16 protein-coding genes are annotated in these 21054 nt (G+C 57.1%); 9 read left to right on the top strand and 7 right to left on the bottom strand.

The window, feature by feature from the left end:
- Positions 1-65 precede the first annotated feature (65 nt).
- Together AFK65_RS03730 and AFK65_RS03725 are read left to right on the top strand one after the other, a co-directional pair.
- Entirely contained in the window at positions 66-1538 is a 1473-nt protein-coding gene (locus AFK65_RS03730) for a DUF3300 domain-containing protein (protein ID WP_038858029.1), read from the top strand.
- A 10-nt stretch (positions 1539-1548) separates the two neighbouring features.
- On the top strand, positions 1549-2346 hold the full coding sequence (locus tag AFK65_RS03725) for a DUF2950 family protein (RefSeq protein ID WP_038858092.1): 798 nt from the start codon (positions 1549-1551) through the stop codon (positions 2344-2346).
- 48 nt (positions 2347-2394) lie between these two features.
- Here AFK65_RS03725 and lpdA read toward each other — a convergent pair whose 3' ends face one another.
- From lpdA to pdhR, 4 genes are all read right to left on the bottom strand, one after another.
- Positions 2395-3819: a dihydrolipoyl dehydrogenase gene (lpdA, locus tag AFK65_RS03720; RefSeq protein WP_004388373.1), complete on the bottom strand. Its 1425-nt coding sequence runs from the start codon at positions 3817-3819 to the stop codon at positions 2395-2397.
- A gap of 206 nt (positions 3820-4025) precedes the next feature.
- Complete coding sequence (aceF, locus tag AFK65_RS03715) at positions 4026-5924, bottom strand: pyruvate dehydrogenase complex dihydrolipoyllysine-residue acetyltransferase (protein ID WP_038858030.1); 1899 nt, start codon at positions 5922-5924, stop codon at positions 4026-4028.
- Positions 5925-5938: 14 nt separating this feature from the next.
- Complete coding sequence (aceE, locus tag AFK65_RS03710; RefSeq protein ID WP_007707262.1) at positions 5939-8602, bottom strand: pyruvate dehydrogenase (acetyl-transferring), homodimeric type; 2664 nt, start codon at positions 8600-8602, stop codon at positions 5939-5941.
- A 255-nt stretch (positions 8603-8857) separates the two neighbouring features.
- Positions 8858-9622, bottom strand: a complete 765-nt coding sequence (gene pdhR, locus AFK65_RS03705; protein WP_004388376.1) for a pyruvate dehydrogenase complex transcriptional repressor PdhR — start codon at positions 9620-9622, stop codon at positions 8858-8860.
- Between the two features lie 542 nt (positions 9623-10164).
- Here pdhR and aroP point away from each other — a divergent pair.
- From aroP to AFK65_RS03690, 3 genes are all read left to right on the top strand, one after another.
- On the top strand, positions 10165-11535 hold the full coding sequence (aroP, locus tag AFK65_RS03700; protein WP_007707259.1) for an aromatic amino acid transporter AroP: 1371 nt from the start codon (positions 10165-10167) through the stop codon (positions 11533-11535).
- A 156-nt stretch (positions 11536-11691) separates the two neighbouring features.
- Positions 11692-13092, top strand: a complete 1401-nt coding sequence (locus AFK65_RS03695) for a glycoside-pentoside-hexuronide (GPH):cation symporter (protein ID WP_007707254.1) — start codon at positions 11692-11694, stop codon at positions 13090-13092.
- Between the two features lie 9 nt (positions 13093-13101).
- A complete protein-coding gene (locus AFK65_RS03690) occupies positions 13102-14055 on the top strand; it encodes a glycoside hydrolase family 43 protein (RefSeq protein ID WP_007707253.1) in 954 nt (317 codons plus the stop codon).
- Positions 14056-14074: 19 nt separating this feature from the next.
- Here AFK65_RS03690 and ampE read toward each other — a convergent pair whose 3' ends face one another.
- Both ampE and ampD read right to left on the bottom strand, forming a co-directional pair.
- A complete protein-coding gene (gene ampE / locus AFK65_RS03685; RefSeq protein ID WP_007707248.1) occupies positions 14075-14929 on the bottom strand; it encodes a beta-lactamase regulator AmpE in 855 nt (284 codons plus the stop codon).
- Positions 14926-15489 carry a 1,6-anhydro-N-acetylmuramyl-L-alanine amidase AmpD gene (ampD, locus tag AFK65_RS03680; protein ID WP_038858031.1) on the bottom strand — a complete coding sequence of 188 codons (564 nt, stop codon included), beginning with the start codon at positions 15487-15489 and terminating at the stop codon, positions 14926-14928. Before ampD ends, ampE begins: the two co-directional genes overlap by 4 nt.
- Before the next feature lie 87 nt (positions 15490-15576).
- Here ampD and nadC point away from each other — a divergent pair, with 87 nt between their 5' ends.
- From nadC to hofC, 4 genes are all read left to right on the top strand, one after another.
- Positions 15577-16467: a carboxylating nicotinate-nucleotide diphosphorylase gene (nadC, locus tag AFK65_RS03675; protein ID WP_007707242.1), complete on the top strand. Its 891-nt coding sequence runs from the start codon at positions 15577-15579 to the stop codon at positions 16465-16467.
- 248 nt (positions 16468-16715) lie between these two features.
- Complete coding sequence (gene ppdD / locus AFK65_RS03670) at positions 16716-17150, top strand: prepilin peptidase-dependent pilin (RefSeq protein WP_007707239.1); 435 nt, start codon at positions 16716-16718, stop codon at positions 17148-17150.
- A 14-nt stretch (positions 17151-17164) separates the two neighbouring features.
- Complete coding sequence (gene gspE / locus AFK65_RS03665; RefSeq protein ID WP_038858032.1) at positions 17165-18547, top strand: type II secretion system protein GspE; 1383 nt, start codon at positions 17165-17167, stop codon at positions 18545-18547.
- The gene (hofC, locus tag AFK65_RS03660) at positions 18540-19739 is read left to right on the top strand and encodes a protein transport protein HofC (protein ID WP_032804280.1); all 1200 of its coding nucleotides are present in this window, start codon (positions 18540-18542) and stop codon (positions 19737-19739) included. The genes gspE and hofC overlap by 8 nt, the downstream gene beginning before the upstream one ends.
- 39 nt (positions 19740-19778) lie before the next feature.
- Here the strand turns inward: hofC and AFK65_RS03655 are convergent, their stop codons facing one another.
- Positions 19779-20822 (bottom strand): GMP reductase, encoded by a 1044-nt coding sequence (locus tag AFK65_RS03655; protein ID WP_007707229.1) that lies wholly within the window; start codon positions 20820-20822, stop codon positions 19779-19781.
- Between the last annotated feature and the right edge of the window lie 232 nt (positions 20823-21054).

Here is a 21054-nt window from a genome sequence, read left to right as displayed (position 1 = left end):
AACACGAGTAGATAATACTCGCGGCAACACCACGCCGTAAGGCACCGTTAGCCCCGGAGTCCTCTATGAAGTTGCCTTTAAAGCCACACCTGCTCGCGCTACTGTGCAGCGCCGGGCTGTTTGCCGCCTCGGGCGTCCTGTTTGTGAAAAGTCAGGCCCCTGCCGCCCCTGCCCAAACGCCTGTTGCCGCGCAACCCGCGCCAACACAGGCTCCGCCTGCGCCTGCTACGCCAGCCGCCCCGAGATTTTCAGCCGCGCAAATCGACCAGTGGGTGGCGCCCATTGCGCTCTACCCTGACGCGCTGTTATCGCAGATCCTGATGGCCTCCACTTACCCGATGAACATGGTTCAGGCCGCGCAGTGGTCGCAGGACCATCCCACGCTACAGGGCGACGCCGCCATTCAGGCGGTGGCCGGGCAGCCGTGGGACGCCAGCGTCAAATCACTGGTGGCGTTCCCGCAATTAATGGCGCTGCTGGGGCAGAACCCGCCGTGGATACAAAACCTGGGCGACGCCTTTCTGGCGCAGCCTGATGACGTCATGGCGTCGGTACAACGCCTGCGCGCGCTGGCTCAACAGACCGGCGCGCTGACCTCCTCGCCGCAGCAGAAGGTGACGACCATAACCAAAGCCGCGCCGCCCGCTCCTGCCCAGAAAACGGCCGCCGCCCCGCGCAGTTCAACCATTATTGAAATCGAACCCGCCAGGCCTGACGTGGTTTACGTCCCCACCTATAACCCGGCCACTGTTTACGGCGCCTGGCAGAATGCCGCTTACCCGCCCGTTTACTTGCCGCCAACGCCTGGCGAGCAGTTCAGCAATAGTTTTGTCCGGGGATTAGGCTACAGCCTTGGCGTCGCCACGACTTATGCGCTGTTCAGCGCCATCGACTGGGATGATGACGATGATTACCACCATCACGATCATCATGACGGCTATTCGCATAACGGCGATAACATCAACATTAACGTGAATAACTACAACCGAATCACCGGTGAAAACCGGCCGGGGAACATGATCCCCTGGCACCATAACCCGGCGTATCGCAACGGCATCGGCTATGCCGATAACCGTGTCGCCGCACAGTCTCACTCCCCTTCCAGCGCCACGGGCCTCAGCACAGCGCAGAATCCGGCCGATCGCGCCTCGCAGCGCCAGGCGGCGGCGGCCCGTTTTCAGCAGGCGACGGGCCACAGCGCCACGCTGAACACCCCGCACCATGCCTCCAGGCAGTCGTTGCAGGCAAGCGCGCGGCGCAGCAGTTACCGCGGTTACGATGTGAGCACACCTCACGTGCAACGCCAGGCAAACCGTACGCCTAACGCGCCGGAACGCCAGACACATTATGCTTCACGAAACGCGACCTGTCGCGATACGACCGCCAGTGCGTTCAGCGGTAACGACAGCCGCTCCGCCAACTGGCAGGCGCAGCAGCGGCGCGGTTTACAAAGCCGCCAGCTGGCGGCCACCCATCATTCGGACACATCGATAAATGCGCCGCATCCTGTCCGTCATCACGCTGAACGCCGTCACTAAGGAGAAAAAGGTGAAATTCACATTTCTCGCCGCGCTGGCGTTCGGTTTAACCTCAACATCCGCCCTCGCGCTGGCGCAATTTTCCACGCCAGAAGAGGCCACTGACGCGCTGACGCAGGCCGTCGCTACGCATAACGAAGCGGCATTAAATCATCTTCTCGGCGATGGCTGGCGCGAGATTGTGCCGCCCGATGGCGCCGAACCGGAAGCGGTCGACCGTTTCCTGCGTGACTGGAAAGTGAGTCATCACATCGTCCTGCACGGAGACACCGCGCATCTGCAAGTGGGCGCACAGGACTGGCAGTTGCCTGTTCCTCTCGTCAAACACGCGCAGGGCTGGCGGTTCGATATGCAGGGCGCGGTGGAGGAAATCGCCATCCGCACGATAGGGCGCAACGAACTCGCCGCGATTGAAGCGCTGCACGCTGGCGTTGACGCACAGCAGAGCTATTACGCTCTGAATCAGCGCTACGCACAGAAAATCGTCAGCAGTGACGGGAAAAAAGATGGCCTCTACTGGCCGGTAAAACCCGGCGAGGCGCCAGGCCCGCTCGGCCCGGCGTTCAGCCCGCAGGCCGCAGATATGGGCTATCACGGGTACCGTTTTCGTCTTTTACCGGCTGACGATAACGGCTTTACGATGATCGCGTGGCCCGTCCGTTACGGCGAAACGGGCGTGATGAGTTTTATCGTCAATGAAAGCGATCGGGTGTATCAGAAAGACCTGGGGCAGTCGTCGTCCCGAAAGGCGCAGGCGCTCGCGGCGTTTGATCCGGATGACGGATGGCAGAACGTCGCGTCTGAATAACAGGCATAAAAAACGCCTCCGAAGAGGCGTTTATTTAGCGAGAGAAACTTACTTTTTCTTCGCTTTCGGGTTCGGCAGGTCGGTGATGCTGCCTTCGAACACTTCTGCCGCCAGACCGACAGACTCGTGCAGGGTCGGGTGCGCGTGGATGGTGAGCGCGATATCTTCCGCGTCACAACCCATTTCGATAGCCAGACCGATTTCACCCAGCAGCTCGCCGCCGTTGGTGCCGACAATCGCGCCGCCGATGACACGGTGGGTTTCTTTGTCGAAAATCAGTTTGGTCATACCGTCCGCGCAATCGGAAGCGATAGCACGACCAGACGCCGCCCACGGGAAGGTGGCGGTTTCGTAGCTGATGCCTTTCTCTTTCGCTTCTTTCTCGGTCAGACCCACCCATGCCACTTCCGGCTCGGTGTAAGCGATAGACGGGATCACTTTCGGGTCGAAGTAGTGTTTCATGCCCGCGATAACTTCAGCGGCAACGTGACCTTCGTGAACGCCTTTGTGCGCCAGCATCGGCTGACCGACGATATCGCCGATCGCATAGATGTGCGGCACGTTGGTGCGCATTTGTTTGTCAACGCGGATAAAGCCACGGTCGTCCACTTCCACGCCCGCTTTGCCTGCATCCAGGTTTTTGCCGTTCGGCACACGGCCGATAGCCACCAGCACCGCGTCGTAACGCTGCGCTTCCGCAGGCGCTTTTTTGCCTTCCATGGAAACGTAAATACCGTCTTCTTTCGCTTCAACGGCAGTCACTTTGGTTTCCAGCATCAGATTGAATTTCTTGCTGATACGCTTGGTGAAGACTTTGACCACGTCTTTATCGGCAGCCGGGATAACCTGGTCGAACATTTCAACCACGTCGATCTCTGAACCCAGCGCGTGGTAAACGGTACCCATCTCCAGACCGATGATACCGCCGCCCATGACCAGCATACGCTTCGGCACTTCTTTCAGTTCCAGCGCATCGGTGGAATCCCATACGCGCGGATCTTCATGCGGAATAAACGGCAGCTGAATCGGACGGGAACCCGCCGCGATGATGGCGTTGTCGAAGTTGATCACGGTTTTGCCGTTCTCGCCTTCCACTTCCAGGGTGTTCGCGCCGGTGAATTTACCCAGGCCGTTCACCACTTTCACTTTACGGCCTTTGGCCATACCAGACAGACCGCCGGTCAGCTGATTGATGACTTTTTCTTTCCAGGTGCGGATTTTATCGATGTCGGTTTTCGGCTCGCCGAAAACGATGCCGTGCTCGGCAAGCGCCTTGGCTTCTTCGATAACTTTCGCTACGTGCAGCAGCGCTTTAGAAGGGATACAGCCTACGTTCAGGCAAACACCGCCCAGGGTGCTGTAACGCTCGACGATTACGGTTTCCAGACCTAAGTCAGCGCAACGGAAGGCCGCAGAGTAACCTGCCGGGCCTGCCCCAAGTACCACGACCTGAGTTTTGATTTCAGTACTCATCATGACCTCTTTGTAATTTTCCGGCGGGTCTGACGCTTAAGTTTTAACGCCCATCATCCACCGGGACGTTCTATCCGCTCGCATTTTACAAAACTGTTAACAATTTTGAAACAACAAACGGCAGACGAATCCTTTTGGCACCTGATAATTTCGCACAGTCAGGCGGAATTACCAGAAAAAAGCCGGCCGTCAGGCCGGCTTTTCGCTTACATCACCAGGCGGCGAATGTCCGACAGGGTGTTGTTGATGATGGTGATGAAACGCGCACCATCAGCACCGTCGATCACACGGTGGTCGAAGGACAGGGAGATCGGCAGCATCAGGCGCGGCACGAACTCTTTACCATTCCACACCGGCTCCATCGCAGACTTGGAGACGCCGAGGATAGCCACTTCCGGCGCGTTCACGATCGGCGCGAAGTGGGTGGTGCCCAGGCCGCCGATGCTGGAGATGGTGAAGCAACCGCCCTGCATTTCGCCGGCAGTCAGCTTGCCATCGCGCGCTTTTTTGGAGATAACCGTCAGCTCGCGAGACAGCTCGGTAATGCTCTTCTTGTTCACGTCTTTGAAGACCGGAACCACCAGACCATTCGGCGTATCAACCGCAACGCCGATGTTGATGTATTTCTTTAGCGTCAGGCGCTGACCGTCTTCAGACAGCGAGCTGTTAAAGCGCGGCATCTGCTCAAGGGCAGCGGCAACGGCTTTCATAATGAAGACAACCGGGGTGAATTTCACGTCCAGCTTGCGCTTCTCAGCTTCGGCGTTCTGCTGCTTACGGAACGCTTCCAGATCGGTGATATCGGTTTTGTCGAAGTGCGTAACGTGCGGGATCATCACCCAGTTACGGCTCAGGTTCGCGCCAGAGATTTTCTGGATGCGGCCCAGTTCCACTTCTTCCACTTCACCAAACTTGCTGAAGTCCACTTTCGGCCACGGCAGCAGGCCCGGCAGAGAACCACCGGTCGCGCCAGCGGCAGGTGCGGATTCTGCACGTTTAACGGCGTCTTTCACGTAAGCCTGAACGTCTTCGCGCAGGATGCGGCCTTTACGACCGGTGCCTTTCACTTTCGCCAGGTTCACGCCGAATTCGCGCGCCAGGCGGCGGATCAGCGGCGTCGCGTGGACGTAAGCGTCGTTTTCAGCAAACTCAGATTTGCCTTCGGCTTTGGCCGGAGCCGCAGCCGGTTTGTCAGCTTTCGCCGCCGGAGCCGGAGCCGCCGCTTCCTGTTTCGCAGCCGGAGCCGCCGCAGGGGCTGCGCCCTCCACTTCGAAGACCATGATCAGAGAGCCGGTGGAGACTTTGTCGCCCACGTTCACTTTCAGCTCTTTCACGGTACCTGCGAACGGTGCCGGGACTTCCATAGAGGCTTTGTCGCCTTCTACGGTGATCAGAGACTGTTCAGCAGTGACTTTGTCGCCCACTTTCACCAGCACTTCGGTCACTTCGACTTCATCGCCGCCGATATCCGGCACGTTAACGTCTTTCGCGCCTGCCGCTGCCGCCGGAGCGGACGCCGCCTGCTCGGTGACCTGCGGTTTGGCTTCAGCCGCAGGCGCTGCGCCCGCCACTTCGAAGACCATGATCAGAGAGCCGGTGGAGACTTTGTCGCCGGTGTTGATTTTGATCTCTTTCACGGTGCCCGCGAACGGCGCCGGCACTTCCATAGAGGCTTTGTCGCCTTCTACGGTGATAAGAGACTGCTCGGCTTCAACTTTATCGCCGACTTTCACCAGGATCTCGGTGACTTCGACTTCGTCGCCGCCGATGTCCGGTACGTTAACGTCTTTTGCTGCCGCGGCTGCGGGTGCTGCTGCCGGAGCGGCTTCTTTCTTCTCTTCTGCCTTCGCAGGTGCAGCGGCTGCTGCACCTTCGGCGGAATCGAAAATCATGATCAGTTTGCCGGTTTCGACTTTGTCGCCCACGGACACTTTGATCTCTTTGACCACGCCCGCCTGCGGAGACGGGACTTCCATAGAGGCTTTGTCGCCTTCTACGGTGATAAGCGACTGTTCAGCTTCAACTTTGTCGCCCACTTTGACCAGGATCTCGGTGACTTCAACTTCGTCCGCCCCGATGTCCGGTACATTGATTTCGATAGCCATTCTTTCTTTACCTCTTATGCCAGACGCGGGTTGACTTTCTCTGCATCGATATTGAATTTGGTGATAGCGTCAGCCACCACTTTCTTATCGATTTCACCACGTTTAGCCAGTTCGCCCAGCGCTGCGACAACCACGTAAGAAGCGTCAACTTCGAAGTGGTGGCGCAGGTTTTCGCGGCTGTCAGAGCGGCCAAAGCCGTCGGTGCCCAGTACGCGATAATCATCAGCCGGTACATAAGTACGAACCTGCTCGGCGAACAGTTTCATATAGTCGGTGGAAGCGACCGCCGGTGCGTCGTTCATCACCTGAGCGATGTACGGTACGCGCGGGGTTTCCAGCGGGTGCAGCATGTTCCAGCGCTCGCAATCCTGGCCGTCGCGCGCCAGTTCGGTGAAGGAGGTCACGCTGTAGACATCGGAGCCTACGCCGTACTCTTTCGCCAGAATCTCAGCCGCTTCACGGACGTGACGCAGGATGGAGCCGGAGCCCAGCAGCTGAACTTTACCTTTGCTACCTTCGAGGGTGTCGAGTTTGTAGATACCTTTACGGATACCTTCCTCGGCGCCTTCCGGCATCGCCGGCATGTGGTAGTTTTCGTTCAGCGTGGTGATGTAGTAGTACACGTTTTCCTGCGCTTCGCCGTACATACGCTGCAGACCGTCATGCATGATGACAGCGACTTCGTAAGCGTAAGCCGGATCGTAGGAGATACAGTTCGGGATAGTCAGCGACTGAATGTGGCTGTGACCATCTTCGTGCTGCAGACCTTCGCCGTTAAGCGTGGTACGACCGGAAGTACCGCCGATCAGGAAGCCGCGCGCCTGCTGGTCACCCGCTGCCCAGCACAGGTCGCCGATACGCTGGAACCCGAACATGGAGTAGTAGATGTAGAACGGGATCATCGGCAAGTTGTTGGTGCTGTAAGAGGTCGCAGCAGCCAGCCAGGATGCGCCTGCGCCCAGCTCGTTGATACCTTCCTGCAGGATCTGGCCTTTCTCGTCTTCTTTGTAGTACGCCACCTGCTCACGGTCCTGCGGGGTGTACTGCTGGCCGTTCGGGCTGTAGATACCGATCTGACGGAACAGACCTTCCATACCGAAGGTACGGGCTTCGTCCGCGATGATAGGAACCAGACGGTCTTTGATAGACGGGTTCTTCAGCATCACGTTCAGAGCGCGTACGAAAGCGATGGTGGTGGAGATCTCTTTGCTCTGCTCATCCAGCAGGGAGCGGAAATCTTCCAGCGCCGGCAGCTCCAGCTTCTCGGAGAAGTTCGGCTGACGAGACGGCAGGTAGCCGTGCAGCGCCTGGCGGCGTTCATGCAGGTACTTGTGCTCTTCAGAGCCTTCCGGGAAGGTGATGTACGGCAGTTTTTCCAGGTCTTCGTCGGCCACCGGCACGCTGAAACGATCGCGGACGTAGCGAACGCCGTCCATGTTCATTTTCTTCACCTGGTGAGCGATGTTCTTACCTTCGGCGGTGTCGCCCATGCCGTAACCTTTAATGGTGTGAGCAAGGATAACGGTCGCTTTGCCTTTGGTTTCTTTCGCTTTTTTGAATGCAGCGTAGATTTTCTTCGGATCGTGGCCGCCACGGTTCAGCGCCCAAATCTCATCGTCAGACCAGTCTGCAACCAGCGCGGCGGTCTCCGGGTATTTACCGAAGAAGTGCTCACGCACATACGCGCCGTTTTTGGATTTGAAGGTCTGGTAGTCGCCGTCAACGGTTTCGTTCATCAACTGGATCAGTTTACCGCTGGTGTCTTTACGCAGCAGTTCGTCCCAACGGGAACCCCACATAACCTTGATAACGTTCCAGCCGGCGCCTTCGAAGATGCCTTCCAGTTCGTTGATGATTTTGCCGTTACCGGTGACCGGGCCATCCAGACGCTGCAGGTTGCAGTTGATGACGAAGACCAGATTGTCCAGTTTTTCACGGGTCGCGATGGTGATGGCGCCTTTGGATTCCGGCTCATCCATCTCACCGTCGCCGAGGAACGCGTAAACGGTCTGCTCAGAGGTATCTTTCAGGCCGCGGTGTTCCAGATATTTCAGGAATTTCGCCTGGTAGATAGCGCCGATCGGGCCAAGACCCATGGATACGGTCGGGAACTGCCAGAATTCCGGCATCAGTTTCGGGTGCGGGTAAGAGGACAGACCGTTGCCGTGAACTTCCTGACGGAAGTTGTTCATCTGCTCTTCGGTCAGGCGGCCTTCAACGAAAGCACGCGCGTAAACGCCCGGAGAGATGTGGCCCTGGAAGTACACCAGGTCGCCGCCGTCTTTGTCGTTGCGCGCGCGGAAGAAGTGGTTAAAGCACACTTCGTAGACGGTCGCGGAAGACTGGAAGGACGCCATGTGGCCGCCGAGCTCGAGGTCTTTTTTGGACGCACGCAGCACGGTCATAATGGCGTTCCAGCGGATAGCAGAACGAATACGGCGCTCCAGTTCCAGATTACCCGGGTATTCCGGCTCTTCTTCAACGGGGATGGTATTGATGTACTGACGGGCGGCACTGCCCGCCGCTACGTTCACGCCGCCTTTACGGGCTTCGGAAAGCAGCTGATCGATCAGATACTGAGCACGCTCAACACCTTCTTCACGGATTACCGATTCGATCGCCTGTAGCCAGTCGCGAGTTTCGATCGGATCCACGTCATTTTGTAAACGTTCTGACATGGGGGTATTCCTTATCATCTATCTAATACGTTGATTTATCTGGAACCTGTCCCATTGCACTCTGTGCTCTTACAGCGTCCGGCTGCGTCTGTAGCGGCTGTGCGCCCCCTTTCTTTTCAAGGGCTTCATCTTGCCGCCGCGATGCAACCTGAACTACGGGCACTTAACAAAGCGCAATAAGACAGGTTCTGGGTTTAGTTGCCGCGCTTCAATGGCGCTTTTGGTACAAATCTTCCGGCGAAAACCGGAAAAACATTAATTCTTACGTTGCTCCAGACGGCGCAGCGAGCGGTCACGACGGCTCTGCTCACGGCTGCGGTCCAGCAAAATTTCTTCAATAAACGCCAGGTGACGATGCGACGCTTCCCGCGCCTGCTCAGGTTCCCGGGCCATAATCGCCTCGTAAATACGGGTGCGATGGCCGCTGACCAGCGGCAGCATTTCACGTCGCGCGTAGAGCAGTTCGAAGTTCTGACGGACGTTTTGCGCCAGCATCGGCTCCATGCAGCGTAGCAGATGAAGCAGCACTACATTATGGGCGGCTTCCGTTACCGCTATCTGATACTGCACCACCGCGTTTGATTCGGCGTCCAGATCGCCGGACTCCTGAGCGCGTTCGATGGCCTGGTGGCATTCGCTCATCCGCGCCCTGTCTTCGTCGGTGCTGCGCAGCGCCGCGTAATAGGCGGCGATACCTTCCAGCGCGTGACGCGTCTCAAGAAGATCAAACTGGGATTCGGGGTGGTCAGAGAGGAGTTCTACCAGCGGGTCGCTGAAGCTTTGCCAGAGCGTACTCTGAACAAAAGTACCGCCGCCCTGGCGACGAAGCAGCAGGCCCTTCGCTTCGAGACGCTGAATCGCCTCTCGCAGGGAGGGTCGGGAAACGTCGAACTGTTTAGCCAGCTCGCGCTCAGGAGGCAGTTTTTCGCCGGGACGCAGCGTCCCTTCGAGGATCAAAAACTCCAGTTGCTGCTCAATCACATCGGAAAGTTTTGGTTGGCGGATTTTGCTGTAGGCCATTATTCCCTGTCTCTGCCATTCGCCCGGAGTCAATTGGTATGACCAATTTAACGTTCGTGTTGGTAAAGTAACAAAGTATTCACCTTCTGTCCATCCTGGTTTTGATTGAAATCAGGAAAGCCCGCATATTTTAACAATGATAAAGAAATAACGTTTCAGAAATGTAACTCCGCACAAATGAACCCGTTACCTCAAAAGCGGTAGATTTAACTCAAATGAAACGTAATGGCGTGCAACCTGAACCGATTCATTAGTTTAAAATATGAATATCTATTCAATATTTTCGCTTAAGATGAATACGCGCGCCCGTCCGTGAAATAACCGCAGCGATTTACAAATGGTTTCTTTTTATTCACTCCGCGAGTGCCCGCTGAGAAAGCAGGTGCATTTGGCAGCGCTTATCACTATTCTTTGCGCTGCGGTAGTCGTTATTAGAAATTTCATCCTTATTGGCTGTAAAGAAAAGACTACACACAGCGACATAACAACATTACAGCAGCGCCACGCTGCGGATTAAAAATAACCACAAACGAGGTTTTATGATGGAAGGTCAACAGCACGGCGACACGCTGAAGCGCGGCCTCAAAAACCGCCATATTCAGCTTATCGCGCTGGGTGGTGCTATCGGTACGGGCCTGTTTCTGGGCAGCGCCTCCGTGATCCAGTCGGCAGGGCCAGGGATTATTCTCGGGTACGCCATCGCGGGGTTTATTGCCTTTCTGATCATGCGCCAGCTTGGCGAAATGGTCGTGGAAGAACCGGTCGCAGGCTCATTTAGCCATTTTGCCTACAAATACTGGGGCGGCTTCGCGGGCTTCGCGTCCGGCTGGAACTACTGGGTGCTGTATGTCCTGGTGGCGATGGCGGAGCTGACCGCGGTCGGTAAATACATCCAGTTCTGGTGGCCGGAAATCCCGACCTGGGCCTCTGCCGCCGTCTTCTTTGTGGTTATCAACGCCATCAACCTGACCAACGTAAAAGTGTTCGGCGAGATGGAATTCTGGTTCGCCATTATTAAAGTTATCGCGGTGGTCGCGATGATCCTGTTCGGCGCCTGGCTGCTCTTTAGCGACACCGCAGGCCCGCAGGCCACGGTGCGTAACCTGTGGGAACATGGCGGCTTCCTGCCGCATGGCGTCTCGGGGCTGGTCATGATGATGGCGATTATCATGTTCTCGTTCGGCGGCCTGGAGCTGGTCGGCATTACGGCGGCGGAAGCCGACGAGCCGGAAAAAAGCATTCCGAAAGCCACCAACCAGGTTATCTATCGCATTCTGATCTTCTATGTGGGCTCGCTGGCGGTGCTGCTCTCTCTGCTGCCGTGGACGCGTATCACGGCCGATACCAGCCCGTTTGTCCTGATTTTCCATGAGCTGGGCGACTCGCTGGTGGCCAACGCCCTGAACATCGTGGTGCTGACTGCCGCGCTTTCCGTCTACAACAGCTGCGTTTACTGCAACAGCCGTATGCTGTTCGGCCTCGCCAGACAAGGCAACGCCCCGAAAGCGCTGCAAAAAGTCGACAAGCGCGGCGTGCCAGTCAATACCATTCTGGTCTCCGCCGCCTTTACCGCGCTGTGTGTGCTGATTAACTACCTGGCCCCGCAGGAAGCCTTTGGCCTGCTGATGGCGCTGGTGGTCTCCGCGCTGGTAATTAACTGGGCGATGATTAGCCTTGCCCATATGCGTTTTCGCCGCGCCAAACAGCAGCAGGGCGTGACGCCGCGCTTCCCGGCGCTGTTCTACCCGCTCGGCAACTGGCTGTGCCTGCTCTTTATGGCTGCGGTGCTGGTCATTATGCTGATGACGCCGGGTATGGCGATCTCCGTATGGCTGATCCCGGTATGGCTGCTTATCCTGGCTATCGGTTACTTCATTAAAGAGAAAAAAGCGAAAGCGGCGCTCGCCCGCTAAGCCATCAAACCCTCACCCGACCGGGTGAGGGTTGTTACCTTCCTCACAAATTCTTTCGCACAACACGATTATCCATCTCTGCGACTTATTACTGCTGCGCAGTTTTGCTTAGGTCGAATGATACTTCCGTCCATATCATTCAACGGAGATGTGTCGATGGAAAACAGCAGACTCTCTGTCAAAGAAAAAATCGGCTACGGAATGGGTGACGCCGGATGCAATATTATCTTTGGCGCCATCATGTTGTTTGTTAATTACTTCTATACCGATATTTTTGGTCTCGCCCCGGCGCTGGTCGGCGTATTACTGCTTTCCATACGCGTTATCGACGCGGTGACCGACCCGATTATGGGCGCCATCGCCGACCGCACCCGCAGCCGCTTCGGGCGTTTTCGTCCATGGCTGCTGTGGATAGCGTTCCCGTATGCCTTATTTAGCGTGCTGATGTTTACCACGCCGGACTGGAGCTACAGCAGCAAAGTTGTCTATGCCTTTGTGACCTACTTCCTGCTTTCCATTACCTACACCGCCATCAATATTCCCTACTGTTCGCTGGGCAGCGTGATAACCAATGACCCGAAAGAGCGCGTCGCCTGCCAGTCTTATCGTTTTGTGATGGTGGGGATCGCCACGCTGCTGCTCTCCCTGACGCTGCTGCCGATGGTGGATTACTTCGGCGGCGGGGACAAAGCCAAAGGCTATCAAATCGCCATGACCATTCTGGCGCTGATTGGCATGTGCATGTTCCTGTTCAGTTTCGCTACGGTGCGCGAGCGCATCCGCCCGGCGGTGCCGACCAACGACGACTTAAAAGCCGATCTGAAAGATGTCTGGAAAAACGACCAGTGGGTGCGCATTCTGCTGCTGACCATCTGCAACGTCTGCCCAGGCTTCATCCGCATGGCGGCGACCATGTATTACGTTACCTGGGTCATGCAGCAGAGCACCAGCTTCGCCACGATGTTTATCAGCCTCGGCGTGATCGGCATGATGATTGGCAGCACGCTTGCTAAAGTCCTCACGGACCGCTGGTGCAAGCTGAAAGTCTTCTTCTGGACCAACATTGCGCTGGCGATTTTCTCCAGCGGTTTCTACTTCCTTAACCCGCACGCCACGGTGCTGATTGTGGTGATGTATTTCCTGCTGAACGTGCTGCATCAGATCCCGTCGCCGCTGCACTGGTCGCTAATGGCGGACGTGGATGATTACGGCGAATGGAAAACCGGCAAGCGCATCACCGGTATTAGCTTCTCCGGCAACCTCTTTTTCCTGAAGCTGGGGCTGGCTATCGCCGGTGCGCTGGTGGGCTTTCTCCTCTCCTGGTATGGCTACGACGCAGGCGCCAAAGCGCAGAGCGACACGGCGCTGAACGGCATCGTCATGCTGTTTACCGTGATCCCGGGCGTCGGGTATCTGATTACCGCGGGCGTTGTGCGCCTGCTGAAAGTGGACCGTGAACTGATGGCGCGTATTCAGAGCGACCTCGAAAAACGCCGCGAAAACTACCGCGAGCTGTCTGAATACCCGCAGACCAAACCTGTGGAAGCAAAATCGTAAGGAGCGATGATGAATACTTCTCCCTGGCCGAACCCGCTGATTGAGCAGCGCGCCGACCCGTTTATCCTGCGCCATCAGGGCCAGTACTACTTTATCGCCTCCGTGCCGGAGTATGACCGTCTGGAAATTCGCCGCGCGCCCTCGATGGAATCGCTGCGCCAGGCGCAACCTGTGGTGGTCTGGCGTAAGCCGGAGTCCGGGCCGATGAGCGAGCTTATCTGGGCGCCAGAGCTGCACCACATCAACGGCAAGTGGTATATCTACTTCGCCGCGGCCCCGACACGCGAACTGAAAGACAACATGTTTCAGCATCGGATGTACGTGCTGGAGTGTGCAGACAGCGACCCGCTGACCGGCACCTGGAAAGATAAAGGCCAGATCCAGACGCCTTACGACACGTTCTCGCTGGACGCCACCACCTTCGAACATCAGGGCAAGCTCTGGTATCTGTGGGCGCAAAAAGCGCCGACTATTCCGGGTAACTCCAATCTATACCTGTGCGAAATGGAAAACCCGTGGACGCTGAAAGGCGAGCCGGTGATGCTGAGCAAGCCTGAGCTGGAGTGGGAGTGCCGCGGCTTTTTAGTCAATGAAGGCCCGGCGGTGGTGAAACATGGCGAACGCCTGTTCGTGACTTACTCCGCGAGCGCGACCGACGAAAACTACTGCATGGGGCTGCTCTGGATAGATCAGGCGGCGGATTTGCGCGACCCGCGTAACTGGCATAAATCCCCGCAGCCGGTTTTCACCACCAGCTATGAAAACCGGCAGTACGGCCCGGGCCACAACAGCTTCACCACGACGCCGGATGGGCAGGATGTGCTGGTGTACCATGCGCGTAATTACACGGAAATCGAAGGCGATCCGCTCTGGGACCCGAACCGCCATACCCGCGTGAAGCTGGTTACCTGGGATGACGACGGCATGCCGCAGTTTGGCGTTCCGCCCGCCGATCACCCCTGACAGACGTTCAGCGGCGCGCTCACATGAGCGTGCCGTAAATCGTTAACAACGCCACTACCACCACAATCACCAGCGTCGCTTTCTTCGCCATCGACACCGCCGCCTTCGGCGTTGCTACCTTATCTACGTGCGGCTCGCGCGCCAGCGCAAACTGCGCCAGCCCCGTCAGCACCTGATACTGCGAGGTATAGCGATCGAGCAGTGAGGCAAACCACGCGGGCAGCGCTTTTTCCCCATGTCCGACGAGCGCATACACCACGCCCGCCAGACGCACCGGCACCCAGTCCAGCACATGCAATATCGAGTCAATGCCCGACAGCAATCGCTGGTGCGGGGTGTGATGACGGGCCACCCAGCTCTGCCAGGCGCGTAAGAAGGCATAGCCCGTCAGCGTAACCGGGCCCCACATACCGCCCACCACAAACCAGAACATCGGCGCCAGATAAAAACGGTAGTTAATCCACAACAGGCCATTTTGCAGCTCGCGCAGGTATTCCCGCTCGTCGCAACCCGGCGGCACGCCGTGGATAAGCGTCAGTTCATAAGCCATGTTTTCGCGCGCGTGGCTGTCATGCTGGCTCGCCGCTTTAAGATAAGCGTGGTAGTGCCTGCGCACGCCGCCCGCGCCGATACACAGCACGCCGATTAAGATCCAGAAAATCAGCAGCGGCACATTAAAGAACCAGCCTTCCAGCGCGTTCAGGCACAGGAAAACAATCAGCATCGCCAGTACCGCCATGCCAAGCGTAAAGAACAGCGAAAAGTGGCGTATGCGGCGAAAGAGCGGCTCAAGGCGATGATCCAGTTGCCAGTGTTCGCCCAGTTTGAAAAGTCGTTCGGCGATAAGCACCAGCAGCAGGGTGAAAAGCGTCATCTCATCTCCTTATCAGACGGGTCGGCGACCAGCGCGCGAAAGCGCGGCCAGTCAAAAGCCGGACCGGGATCGGTTTTACGTTCAGGCGCGATATCGCTGTGTCCGGTCATATGATGTTTCATCGCCGGATAAAGGCTTAACAGCGTGCGCGTCACAGCGGCCAACTGCCGGTATTGCGCGCCGGTGTACGGCAGCGTGTCCGTCCCTTCAAGCTCAATTCCGATGGAAAAGTCGTTGCAGCGCTCGCGTCCCTGATAGCAGGATACGCCAGCGTGCCAGGCGCGTTTATCAAAAGGCACATACTGCACAATTTCACCGTCGCGACGGATCAGACAGTGAGCAGAAACACGCAGATGGGCGATGCCCGCAAAATAAGGATGCGCCTGCGGATCAAGCGTACCGGCGAACAGCGCGTCGATCCACGGACCACCAAACTCACCCGGCGGCAGGCTGATGTTATGCACCACCAGCAACGAAGGCGCTTCATCCTCTGGCCGGCAGTCGTGATGCGGCGAGGGCGCGTGCCGGGCATCCACCAGCCAGCCATCTTTCACCTGCATGTGCAATTCTCCTTTCTGTGGTACTCAAACTCGCTTCAGAGTAGCATGTTTCATTCTTTTGATTAGCCATCAATCTGGAGTTATATCATGCCACCTCGCCGTTACAATCCGGACCATCGACGTGACGCGCTACTGGAACGAATCACCCTGGATATCCCCTTTGCCGTCGCTCAGGCCCTGCGTGAAGATCTTGGCGGCGAGATCGATGCCAGCCGCGATATTACCGCGCAGTTGTTACCACCAGACAGTCGTTCCCATGCGGTGGTCATCACGCGCGAAGCGGGCGTTTTCTGCGGCAAACGTTGGGTCGATGAGGTGTTTATCCAGCTTGGCGGCGATATCCGCGTGACGTGGCATGTGAAGGATGGTGACGACGTTCAGCCCGATCAGCCGCTTTTTGAACTTGAAGGCAGCTCCCGCGTTCTGCTGACGGGTGAACGCACCGCGCTCAATTTCGTCCAGACGCTTTCCGGCGTGGCGACGGAAGTGCGTCGCTATGTGGCGCTGCTGGAAGGCACCCACACACAACTGCTTGATACGCGCAAAACCGTACCGGGGCTGCGCAGCGCGCTGAAATACGCGGTACTTTGCGGCGGCGGCGCTAATCACCGTCTGGGCCTTTCCGATGCGTTTCTGATCAAAGAAAACCATATCATCGCCTCCGGCTCGGTACGCCAGGCGGTGGAAAAAGCGTTCTGGCTGCATCCCGACGTGCCGGTTGAAGTCGAAGTGGAATCGCTTGAAGAACTCGACGCCGCGCTGAAAGCCGGAGCCGATATCATCATGCTTGACAACTTTACCGTCGGGCAGATGCGCGAAGCGGTAAAACGCACCGCAGGCCAGGCACGGCTGGAGGTTTCCGGCAACGTCACGCTGGAGACGCTGCGCGAATTCGCTGAGACCGGCGTGGACTTCATCTCTGTCGGGGCATTGACTAAACATATTCGCGCGCTCGACCTCTCCATGCGTTTTCGCTAACTCACTACAGGGCAGGTTCTCTCCTGCCCTCTCCCTGCCGTTATCTTCACGTTTCCTCTCGTTGTTGTCCTGCTTTTTTTAGAATACTTCCTTGTTTATTAACGGATTTGCGAGACGTTACGCAACCGCGTTGCGTTGTCGTGCAACGGCGTGAATTTCTTCTGAAGACAGATTCCTGAATGGGTTTGTTCGGCTGGAGACTCTTTTTGGGGCCTGACAGAGTGACGTCACCCAACCAAGGAGGAAACATGAACAAACAAAGCGGCTTCACGCTGATTGAACTGATGGTGGTGATAGGCATCATCGCCATTCTTAGCGCCATTGGCGTACCGGCATACCAGAACTATCTGCGCAAAGCGGCGCTGACGGACATGCTGCAAACGGTAATTCCTTATCGCACCGCCATTGAGCTTTGCGTTATCGATCGCGGTGGGCTTAGCAGCTGCGATGCAGGCACGAATGGCATTCCGGCGCCTAAAACGACCCGTTATGTGAGCGAAATGACCGTTGCGCAAGGCGTAATAAGCGTCAGCGGTCAGGACAGCCTCAACGGCCTGTCGGTCACGTTGACGCCCCAGTGGAACAGCGCTAACGGCATGGAGGGCTGGAAGCGAACCTGCGCCACCAGCGATACCGCTTTGCAGCAGGCCTGCGAAGATGTCTTCCGCAGTTCATTGCCTTAAGCGGAGATGCTGCGATGCCACTCGATTATTTACATACGTTATGCCAACGCTATAACGCGCTGGTCCTGAATATCGACGACGCCACGGTGCATATTGCCGTGGCGGGCGAGCCCAGCAATGAGCTGATGGATGCGCTACGGTTCTCCACGCACCGGCACATTGATATTGAATGCTGGAGCGCCGAAAGACTGGAAAAAGAGCGGCAGCTTGCGGCCGACACACTGCGCCCTGCGGCTCAGGATGAGAGCGCCTCTGTGGTTGAGCTGATTGACAAGACATTGCAACAGGCGCTACAGCGGCGCGCATCCGATATCCATTTTGAACCTGCGGAAGCGTATTACCAGATAAGGTTTCGCATCGATGGCGTTTTACACGCACTGCCCCCGCTGCCTGCCACCCTTGCCAGCGCGCTGACAGCACGTCTTAAAGTGCTGGGCAATCTTGATATCGCGGAGCGCAGGCTCCCGCAAGACGGACAGTTCAGCATTGAGCTTGCGGGTCGAACGGTCTCTTTTCGCATCTCCACCCTGCTTTGCCGCTGCGGTGAAAAAGTGGTGTTGCGTCTGTTACAGCAAACGGAGCAGCCGCTTGACGTGCAGGCGCTGGGCCTGTCGCAGGCGCAACAAACGCTTTTCTGTCAGACGTTGCAGCGCCCGCAGGGGCTGATTCTGGTCACCGGGCCTACCGGGAGCGGTAAAACCGTCACGCTGTATACCGCACTCAGCGCGCTTAACGATCCAAAGGTAAATATCTGTAGCGTGGAAGATCCGGTAGAAATTCCTGTGACGGGCCTTAACCAGACGCCGGTGCTGCCGAAAGCCGGCCTGACCTTTCAGGCCGTGCTGCGGGCGCTGCTCAGACAGGATCCGGACGTGATCATGATTGGGGAGATTCGCGATCTCGAAACCGCGGAAATCGCGGTAAAAGCGGCGCAGACCGGGCACCTGGTGCTCTCCACGCTCCACACCAATTCCACGACGGAAACCCTGGTGCGACTCGAACAGATGGGGTTACCGCGTTGGATGCTCGCGTCCGCGCTGGAGCTGGTTGTCGCACAGCGACTGGTCAGAAAGCTTTGTCCTTATTGTCGAATTTTTTCACAGGAGCCAGTGACGCTCCCGGCCTCACTCTGGCCGCGCCCGATCCATGCTTACAAAGCCTGCGGATGCGAACGCTGCTATGGCGGTTATTACGGACGCATCGCGCTTTTCGAACTGCTCAACATTAATACGGCGCTGCGCCAGACAATCGCCAGCGGTGCGCCGCCTGAAGAGATCGCTTCACAAGCGCGGGCTCAGGGCATGACCACGCTTTTTGAACATGGGCTACAGGCCGTAGAAGCGGGGCTTACCACGCCCGAAGAGCTTTATCGCGTCTCGGGTGCGCCACATGGATAACATGTTATGGCGCTGGCGCGGCGTTAATAAAGAAGGAGCCAGCTGCGAAGGCATGGTCTGGGCGTCAGATAAAATAAGCGCGTCGTTGCAGTTACTGGATGACGAGGTGCAACCGCTTATGCTCAAGCGCGCCAGCGTAAACAAGCGGTACTGGAGCAGCGAGCATAAAATTCTGGCGATCCGCCAGTTGGCCGCGCTGCTCCAGGCGGGCGTCAGCCTGACGCAGGGGCTGACAATGCTGGCAAGCCAGCATCCCGTCGTCCAGTGGCGCGCTATGCTTGTGCAGCTTGCGAAACAGCTCGGCCGTGGGGTCGCCTTCTCAGAAACGTTACGCCAGTGGCCGGAGATTTTTCCGCCGCTCTACATTCTGCTCATGCGAACCGGCGAACTGACAGGGAAGCTGGACGTGTGCTGCCAGCAACTGGCGCAACAACAGGAGGATCAGCAAAAACTGCGAAAGCAGGTCATTAAAGCGCTGCGCTATCCGGCCTTTATTTTCACCGTCGCGCTGCTGCTGACGCTTGGGATGACTTGCTTTGTCCTCCCGCAGTTTACGGCTATCTACCGCTCATTCAATACGCCGCTACCGCTGGTAACGCGTGCCGTTATCGCGTTCTCTGAGGGATTAATGAAGCACGCTATCTGGTGGCTCGGCGTACTGTTTATTGCGCCTCTTGTCATTATCAGGCTGCGTCGCAGACCACAGTGGCAGTTGCGGGAGGCGGCATGGCTTTTGAAACTCCCCGTGTTTGGTCCGCTGATCCGCGGCCAGTTATTAAGCCAAATCTATACTGTGCTGTCGCTGATGCAGCGCGCCGGTATTCCGTTACTGCAAAGTCTGGGGAGCGTAGAGGAGACGCTGACCTCGCCCTTATGGCGCCAGGCGGTCGGGCGCGTTAAGGAAGGCATCGCTGGTGGGTTACCCTTATGGAAAGCGCTGGAGCAGGAAGCTGTTTTTACCGCCCTGTGTATTCAGCTGGTCCGTACAGGAGAAGAGACCGGCTCACTGGATCTGATGCTGGAGAAACTTGCCGGGTGGCACCTGGGGCAAACGTCTGAACGCGCGCAGACGCTGGCCGCTACCCTGGAGCCGCTTATGATGATGGTTATTGGGCTAATCGTCGGTACGCTGGTGGTTGCGATGTATCTGCCGATATTCCGGCTTGGGGATGCGATGAGTGGAATGAATTAACGCTGGCGCAAGGGGCGCGCCAGCATGATGCTAACCGGTTCAGAGGCTGTTGAATACCCGGTTTTCTTGCTCCTGCACGCGAATAAACGTAGTGCGCTTGGTCAGCTCTTTCAGACGAGAAGCGCCGACATAAGTACAGGCAGAACGCAGGCCGCCCAGGATGTCGCGCGCCGTGTCTTCCACCGGGCCACGCAACGGTAGTTTCACCGTTTTGCCTTCCGCGGCGCGGTATTGCGCTACGCCGCCGACGTGACGGTTCATCGCGGATTCGGAGCTCATGCCGTAAAAGAGCATGAATTTTTCGCCGTTCTGCTCAACAACGGTGCCGCCGCTTTCGTCATGACCGGCCAGCATGCCGCCCAACATAACGAAATCCGCGCCGCCGCCGAAGGCTTTCGCTACGTCGCCCGGTACGGTGCAGCCGCCGTCGCTGATGATCTGACCGCCGAGACCGTGCGCGGCATCCGCACATTCGATTACCGCAGAAAGCTGCGGATAGCCCACACCGGTTTTTACGCGTGTGGTGCAGACGGAGCCCGGGCCAATACCGACTTTAACGATATCGGCGCCTGCCAGGATCAGTTCTTCGCACATTTCGCCGGTCACGACGTTGCCTGCGATAATCGCTTTATCAGGCCAGGCGGCACGCGCTTTAGCGACGAACTGAACGAAATGCTCTGAGTAGCCGTTCGCAACGTCGATACAGATAAACTGCAGCGACGAAGAAAGCGCGAGGATTTCTTTGGTTTTTTCAAAATCGGCATCGGAGGTACCGGTCGACACCATGACATGTTTCAGCACATCTCCCGATACGGACCGGATAAACCCGTCCCAGTCCTGCACGCTGTAGTGTTTATGCACCGCCGTCAGGATATCGAAAGCGGCCAGCGCCTGCGCCATACCGAAAGTGCCGACAGTATCCATATTGGCTGCGATGATCGGAACACCGGACCATTGAACGCGGGAATGTTTAAAGGTGAACTGACGCTCAAGTTCAACATCAGAGCGGCTTTTGAGGGTAGAGCGTTTCGGGCGGATAAGAACGTCTTTAAAACCTAACTTCAAATCTTCTTCAATACGCATGTGCGATTCCTGGGTTAATGGCGATGAGCGCGTAACATGTGCGACGGGACAACTACCAACTCCAGTGACGTTATCATACGCACTAATAATGGCGCCGCAAGACTGCGAAAGCGTGCTTTTTTACGCTACAATCCTATAAATTTACCTTGCGCGCGAGGTCGATAAACGAGCCCGCTGGCGACGTTTCTCCGCCCTTCGCAACAGCATGAAAAAACGCTTTTTTTATGCTGTT

This window comes from Cronobacter universalis NCTC 9529 (assembly GCF_001277175.1).
Taxonomy (GTDB): domain Bacteria; phylum Pseudomonadota; class Gammaproteobacteria; order Enterobacterales; family Enterobacteriaceae; genus Cronobacter; species Cronobacter universalis.
Note: the sequence above shows the minus strand (reverse complement) of the source record. Positions and strands in the feature narration are given on the sequence as shown.

Excerpts from the sequence above, each read along its gene's own strand:
- ppdD (WP_007707239.1), top strand. The coding sequence starts at position 16,716 with ATGAACAAACAAAGCGGCTTCACGCTGATTGAACTGATGGTGGTGATA.
- AFK65_RS03695 (WP_007707254.1), top strand. The coding sequence starts at position 11,692 with ATGGAAAACAGCAGACTCTCTGTCAAAGAAAAAATCGGCTACGGAATG.
- pdhR (WP_004388376.1), bottom strand. The coding sequence starts at position 9,622 with ATGGCCTACAGCAAAATCCGCCAACCAAAACTTTCCGATGTGATTGAG.
- aroP (WP_007707259.1), top strand. The coding sequence starts at position 10,165 with ATGGAAGGTCAACAGCACGGCGACACGCTGAAGCGCGGCCTCAAAAAC.
- AFK65_RS03690 (WP_007707253.1), top strand. The coding sequence starts at position 13,102 with ATGAATACTTCTCCCTGGCCGAACCCGCTGATTGAGCAGCGCGCCGAC.
- aceF (WP_038858030.1), bottom strand. The coding sequence starts at position 5,924 with ATGGCTATCGAAATCAATGTACCGGACATCGGGGCGGACGAAGTTGAA.
- AFK65_RS03730 (WP_038858029.1), top strand. The coding sequence starts at position 66 with ATGAAGTTGCCTTTAAAGCCACACCTGCTCGCGCTACTGTGCAGCGCC.
- nadC (WP_007707242.1), top strand. The coding sequence starts at position 15,577 with ATGCCACCTCGCCGTTACAATCCGGACCATCGACGTGACGCGCTACTG.
- ampD (WP_038858031.1), bottom strand. The coding sequence starts at position 15,489 with ATGCAGGTGAAAGATGGCTGGCTGGTGGATGCCCGGCACGCGCCCTCG.
- lpdA (WP_004388373.1), bottom strand. The coding sequence starts at position 3,819 with ATGAGTACTGAAATCAAAACTCAGGTCGTGGTACTTGGGGCAGGCCCG.
- AFK65_RS03655 (WP_007707229.1), bottom strand. The coding sequence starts at position 20,822 with ATGCGTATTGAAGAAGATTTGAAGTTAGGTTTTAAAGACGTTCTTATC.
- hofC (WP_032804280.1), top strand. The coding sequence starts at position 18,540 with ATGGATAACATGTTATGGCGCTGGCGCGGCGTTAATAAAGAAGGAGCC.
- ampE (WP_007707248.1), bottom strand. The coding sequence starts at position 14,929 with ATGACGCTTTTCACCCTGCTGCTGGTGCTTATCGCCGAACGACTTTTC.
- aceE (WP_007707262.1), bottom strand. The coding sequence starts at position 8,602 with ATGTCAGAACGTTTACAAAATGACGTGGATCCGATCGAAACTCGCGAC.
- gspE (WP_038858032.1), top strand. The coding sequence starts at position 17,165 with ATGCCACTCGATTATTTACATACGTTATGCCAACGCTATAACGCGCTG.